The 6,000-nt window shown below is 72.9% G+C and carries 4 protein-coding genes; all 4 read right to left on the bottom strand.

The features are described 5' to 3' along the window. Positions 1-160 precede the first annotated feature (160 nt). Positions 161-4,915: an aminotransferase class I/II-fold pyridoxal phosphate-dependent enzyme gene (locus tag AB0N06_RS13335; RefSeq protein ID WP_366134791.1), complete on the bottom strand. Its 4,755-nt coding sequence runs from the start codon at positions 4,913-4,915 to the stop codon at positions 161-163. A gap of 198 nt (positions 4,916-5,113) precedes the next feature. Continuing rightward, entirely contained in the window at positions 5,114-5,452 is a 339-nt protein-coding gene (locus AB0N06_RS13330; protein ID WP_366134790.1) for a hypothetical protein, read from the bottom strand. Beyond that, on the bottom strand, positions 5,449-5,604 hold the full coding sequence (locus AB0N06_RS13325; protein WP_366134797.1) for a hypothetical protein: 156 nt from the start codon (positions 5,602-5,604) through the stop codon (positions 5,449-5,451). The genes AB0N06_RS13330 and AB0N06_RS13325 overlap by 4 nt, the downstream gene beginning before the upstream one ends. Positions 5,605-5,664: 60 nt before the next feature. Next, complete coding sequence (locus tag AB0N06_RS13320) at positions 5,665-5,943, bottom strand: TetR family transcriptional regulator (RefSeq protein WP_366134789.1); 279 nt, start codon at positions 5,941-5,943, stop codon at positions 5,665-5,667. Between the last annotated feature and the right edge of the window lie 57 nt (positions 5,944-6,000).

Here is a 6,000-nt window from a genome sequence, read left to right as displayed (position 1 = left end):
GTCGCCTTCAGTTGCCGGTCCCGGTGAAGCATCGCGTTGTGTGGTGTGTGACGGGTGGCTGGTCGTTGTTTGGGCACCCGGGTGCCTCGGTCCGACCGCTCCGCGCGCCGACGAGGGCGCCGGCGGTTCAGGATGCCGACGGGGTCAGGATGCCGACGGGTCAGGCCAGCTTCGCCAGCTCCTCGGCCATGACCTTCACCGTGTACTCGATCTGCTCCTCGGTGTGCTCGGAGGTGATGAAGAACCGGAGCCGGGCCAGCCGCTCCTCGACCGCCGGGTGCAGGATCGGGTTGGCGCTGATGCCACGCTGGTAGAGCCGGTCGGCGAGCTTGAGGGCCTTCTCCGAGTCGCCCGTGATGCACGGCACGACCGGCGTGCCCTCGCTGGTACCGACGTCGATCCCGGCCGCCGCGGAGAGCCGCAGGAACAGGGCCGAGCGCTGGTGGAGCCGGTCGAGCCGCTCGGGCTCCTCCTGGATCACCCGCAGCGCGGCCAGGGAGGCGGCGGTGTTCGGCGGGGTGAGGCCGGCGCTGTAGATGAAGCCGGGGAGGGTGTAGCGGAAGTGCTCGATCAGCTCGTGCCGGCCGGCCACGTAACCGCCGCAGCTCGCCAGTGACTTGGACAGGGTGCCCATCCACACGTCGACGTCGTCGGCGTCGACGCCCCAGTGCTGGCCGATGCCGCCACCGGTCTTGCCCAGCACGCCGATGCTGTGGGCCTCGTCCACCATCAACAGCGCCGCGTGCCGCTGCTTGACGGCGATCAGGGCGGGCAGGTCGGCGATGTCGCCGTCCATGCTGTACACGCCCTCGACCACGATCAGCACCCGGCGGTAGCGGTCGCGCACCTGGTGCAGGATCCGGTCCAGGGCGGTGATGTCGTTGTGCGGGAACGGCTGGCGGCTCGCCCCCGACAGACGGCAGCCCTGGATGATGCTGTCGTGCGCGAGCGCGTCGTGCAGGATCAGGTCCTCGGGGCCCACCAGGTGGCCGATGACGGTGACGTTGGTGGCATGGCCGCTGACCAGCGTGACCGCGTCCTGGGCGCCGACGAGGCGGGCGAGGCCCCGGTCGAGTTCCTCGTGCAGCGGACGGTTGCCGGACAGTATGCGGGCGGCCGAGACCGAGCTGCCGTACTGCTTGACCGCCTTGGTCACGGCCTTGACGACGGTCGGGTGGCCCGACAGGCCCAGGTAGTTGTAGCTGGAGAACGAGATCAGCTCGGTGCCCTCGACCCGGGTGACGTCCCGGATCGTTCCCTCGTGCGGAAGGTAGTAGGGGTTGCGGACGCCGAAGCGCTCGTACATGCGTGAGCGTTCGAGCGTGGCGACGACTTCGGGCAGGGCCCTGACATCACCGGTCGCGGTGCGGTCCGGCGCGGGGACGGCCTCGGTGCGGGGCGCGGGCACGGAGGGTACGGCGGGGGCCTCGGTGGCTACCGGCACCGGCACCGGGGCGGGGTTGGCGGCGGCGGTGCCGAGGAGTTCCTGGACCGTCGTGATCAGCTCGCCGACGGTGCTGATCCTCACCACGTCCGAGGCCCGCACCTCGATGTCCGGCCACTGCCTGCGCAGGCCCGCGGCGAGCTCGGCGAGCATGATCGAGTCGAAGCCGAGGTCGGTGGCGAACACGTGCTCCGGCTGCAGGAAGTCCTCGGAGTACGCGCTGACCTTGGCTATCGCGGAGAGCACACGGGACGTCACCACGTCCGCCGGGTCAGCGGTCGCGACCGCCGGGGCGTCGGCCGTGAGGACGTCGGCCGGTGGCACCAGGACGGGGATCGGACGCGCAGCTGCGGTCACGGTCGCCGGCGCACCGTTCGGTACCGGGCCGTCGACCGCGGCGGCGCCGACCGACTGCAGCAGATTGACCTGGGCGTGGAGGAACGAGATAAGGCTGCTCATGCTCGATTCACCGTTCGAGTGGGTGGAGGCGGCGGACGTGTGGTCGATTGTGGCGCCGTACGGCACGGCGGCCGTGGATGCGACGACCACCGGAGCCGGGGCCGTGACGGCGGCCGCGGAGGCCACGGGGGCGGCAGGGGCGACAGGGGCGACAGGGGCAGCCTGGGCGGCAGGGGCCGGGGTGCCGGGGCGCCGGGTGTCGGCGGTCCGCTTCCGGCCCGTCCCCTTGAGGATCGTGAAGGACGAGGTCTCCAGGGGTGACGCCGGAAGCGACAACAGCGGTGGGGCGTCCGCCGGGAAGAGCGGGGCGGGATCCACCGGCACACCCGCCACGGCGAGCCTGCCCAGCGCAGTCAGGAAGGCCCGCGCGCCGTCCGGTCGGCTCGTGGTGAGCGGTACGACGTCCAGCGCCTTGGCGCCGGGGGTGCGCCGAGCCATCCGCAGCAGCGAGTCGCCGCCGTAGATCTGCACCAGGAAACGGGCCCCGGCGTCTGCCACCGACGTGACGGCCTCGCTGAAGCGCACGGGGACGGTGTTGTGCCGGCTCCACAGGTCCCGGATCTCCTGTGGCCGGTCGCACACCCGGCCGCCGACGCCGGAGACGAAGGTACGGGTGGGCGCCACGAGCGGCAGGGCCGCGACGCGATGGGTCACCGCCTCGTCGGCCGCGGCCACCAGCGGCGAGTGGAAGGCGTGCGACACCCGCAGCCGCACCGCGGCCACGCCGCGTTCCGCGCAGTGTTCGCGCAGCCGCTCCACGGCCGCCTCGCCGCCGCTGAACACCACCTGGTGCTCGTGGTTGTAGCAGGCGGGCCAGACCCCGTCCACGTCGGCGGCGAGCTTCTCCGCCTTCTCGTGCGTCGCCTGGACGGCGAGCATCACGCCGGTTCCGGCCGGTACGGCGGCGGCGAGTGCCGCGCCCCGCCGGGCCATGAACCGGACCGTCTCGTCCGCCGCGATCGCGCCGGCCGCGGCCGCCGCCGGGAACTCGCCGACGCTGTGCCCGACGGTGAGGGAAGGGACGACGCCGCAGGCGGCCAGCAGCTCGGTGGTGGCGACTGCGGTGATGCCGAGCGCGGGCTGGCACAGGTCCGTGACCGTGAGCGTCGCCATCGCCTCGGCGTCGTCGGGCCCGTGCTGCCCCCAGAGCAGGTCGGGCAGTCGCGCGGGGAGCTCCGCCGACTCCTCGGCGGTCAGGGCGGTCAGTTCCTCGGCGCGCCGGGCCGACGCCGGGAAGCGCCGGACCAGGTCGGCGAGCATTCCCGGCTGCTGCGCCCCCTGCCCGGGGAAGGCGAAGGCGATCTTCCGCTCCGCCTCGGGCAGCGGCTTGGCCGCGGCGTGGACGCCGGGGGCCAGTTCGCCGATGGCGCCCTCGTCCAGCCGCTGGGCGGCCAGGTCGAGCCGGTCGAGGAGCTCCTGGCGCGTGGCGGCGGCGAACGCCAGTCGGGCGGTGAGCAGCTCGCGGCCGGCCAGGGTGCGGGCCACCGCGGCGGGCGGCGCGGCGGACGCGGTGACGGCGTCCCGGATCTTCCGGGCGTGCCGGGCCAGTTGGGGCATCGAACCGGCGGACAGGAGGAACAGCCACGGCTCGTCCTCCCGTTCGGGCCGCTCCGGGGCGGGATCGGCTCCGGACTCCGGGAGCGGCGCGCCTTCGAGGACGGCGTGGACGTTCGTGCCGCCGAAGCCGAACGAGCTGACCCCCGCCCGGGGCAGCTCGCCCCGCGGCCACTCCTGCGGCGCAGTGGCAAGGCGCAGCCCCGACTCGTCGAGCCGCAGCTCGGGGCTGGCGCGGTGCTCGGCGGGCTGCGGCGGTACGACGCCGTGGTGCAGGGCCAGGGCGGCCCGTACGAGACCCGCCGCGCCGGCCGCGGAGAGGGTGTGGCCGATGAGGGCCTTGGACGAGGAGACGTAGCAGGGCCGGGTCTGGCCCGCCTCGTCGCGCAGCAGGCGCATCGCCTCCATCTCGGTGCGGTCGCCGACCGGCGTGCCGGTGCCGTGGGCCTCCAACAGGTCGATCGCCCCGGGGGCCACTCCGGCGTCCCGGTAGGCGGCGCGCAGCGCGGCCAGCTGCCCTTGGGCCTGCGGCGTCATCGGGCCGCCGCCGCGCCCGTCGTTGGCGGTGCCGACGCCGCTCACGACGGCGTAGACGCGGTCGCCGGCCGCCAGGGCGTCCGCCAGAGGACGGAGCACCAGCACACCGCCGCCCTCGCCGAGCACGAAGCCGTCCGCCCGCTCGTCGAACGGCCGGCACACGCCGTCCCGGGAGAGCGCGCCGGCCCGGGAGAAGCCGATCAGCGCGTTGGGTGTGAGGTTGACGAAGACCCCGCCGACGAGAGCCACCGAGCACCCGCCCGACCGCAGGCTCCGTACCGCCGTGTCCAGTGCCACCAGCGCCGACGAGCAGGCCGCGTCGACGGCGTACGAGGGACCGCCGAGGTCGAACACCTCGCTCACGGCGGCCGGCACCATGTTGCCGATGACACCGGCGATGGAGAACGGTCCCACGGGCATGACCGCCGACCCGGCGGCCTCTTCCAGGCCGGCCAGGAGTTCGGGGTCGTCCTCGCCGACGTGAAACGAGCCGTCCGCGAGGAGCCTGGCGTTGATCCGTGCGAAGGCCGCGTCGCGGTAGTCGATCGAGGACACCCCGGCGAACACGCCGGTCGTCGCGCGGTCGAAGGAGTTCCGCTCCCAGCCGGCGTCCTGCAGGGCCTCCCGGGCGAGGTCGACGAAGAGGCGTTGCTGGGGGTCCATGGCCCTCGCCCGGCGCGGTGGTACGCCGTAGTGGGACGGGGCGAACTGGTCGATGGCGGGGAGGAAGGCCACCCGGTCGGTGTACGTACTGTGCGACTCCCGGAAATCGCCTGGTCTGTGGTACTTGGAGTGATCCCAGCGCGATTCGGGCACCCCTGCGAACTGCGGCTCGGCGTTGATGGTCATCTGCCAGAACTCGTTGAGGTTCCCGGCGCCGGGAAAGCGGCACGACATGCCGACGATGGCTATACCAGTCACAGCTGCTGATACCCCGATCCGATATTGACGGACATGACACGGCGTCAGAAGTGGACGAAATGACAGGTCGTGCGAAGGAGCCCGGGTAATGGGCAACCCACAAGGCCATGGTGATGGAGTGTCTCGATCTGGTTATGCGTCAACTTCTCGCCGTGTGTTCAGAGTTCTGCAAGCGGCAAGGGTGGGCGGCGCGCCTTTTCACTCAGCGGAATGAACATGACTTGAAAGGGCGGATGTCGATCTGCCGTCGCGTGTGTCCCGCGGATGTCCGTACGGTATCGCCGGCCCGGCGACCCGGCCCGCCGCCCCGGCGGCGGATACGGTGCCGGTGGGGCGCAGCCCGGCCTGGTGCGCCAGGTCGAGCGCCGCCTGGTCGAACACGTCGTCACGGGCGTCGATGGTCCGGTCGAATCGCCCGAACGCCTCGAAGCTGATCAGCCCGAAGAGCTGCGCCCGGACGGCGGCCGGCCGGATCGCGGCCGTCGGCGCAATCGCGCGGCCGGACTCCTCGAAGAGTGGTTGGGCGTCGGCGCTCATCCCCTCGTGTCGCCGCCCGCTCCCGGGGAACGAGGCGAGCGCCCCGCCGCGTCGGCCGCCTTCACGACGTCGACCAGGGCGAGAACGGCACGCGAGGCGGGACCGACGGTGTCCGGCGGGGCGTCCTGCCCAAGGACGGGCGAGCCGTAGATCAGGGCGTACTCGTGGGGCTGGGTGAGCGCCCAGCCCCGGATCGCCCGGCAGGCCGCGGTTCAGCTCCGCAGCGGATCCGCCGTCCCGGCTTCCGTGGGCGCGGCCCCGGCGGCGGCGCCGAGGGCGTCGTACGCGTCGACGATGAGGGCCGTGAGGAGATCGTCGCGATTCGGGAAGCAGCGGTGGACGGCCGACGGTGCCATGCCCGGCTCACGGGCCACCGCTCGCAGGGGCAGCCGCGCCGCCCCCTCCGCCGCAAGCTGGCGCCTGGCCTCCTCCTTGATGGCCGCGCCGACCTCGGCGCGGGCCCTTTCTTTGGCTCCTCGGACCACGCTCATGGCCTGAAGTTTGCCCCCTGGTCGCCGATTGGATCACTGGTCCACGATCAGAGCATT

This window comes from Streptomyces sp. NPDC051020, from assembly GCF_040683105.1.
Classification (GTDB): Bacteria; Actinomycetota; Actinomycetes; order Streptomycetales; family Streptomycetaceae; genus Streptomyces.
The sequence above is the reverse complement of the archived record's forward strand: the minus strand, read 5'-3'. Positions and strand labels throughout refer to the sequence as shown.

Bases quoted from the DNA above. Each gene is read 5' to 3' on its own strand.
- AB0N06_RS13320 (WP_366134789.1), bottom strand. From the start codon at position 5,943: ATGAGCGTGGTCCGAGGAGCCAAAGAAAGGGCCCGCGCCGAGGTCGGC.
- AB0N06_RS13330 (WP_366134790.1), bottom strand. From the start codon at position 5,452: ATGAGCGCCGACGCCCAACCACTCTTCGAGGAGTCCGGCCGCGCGATT.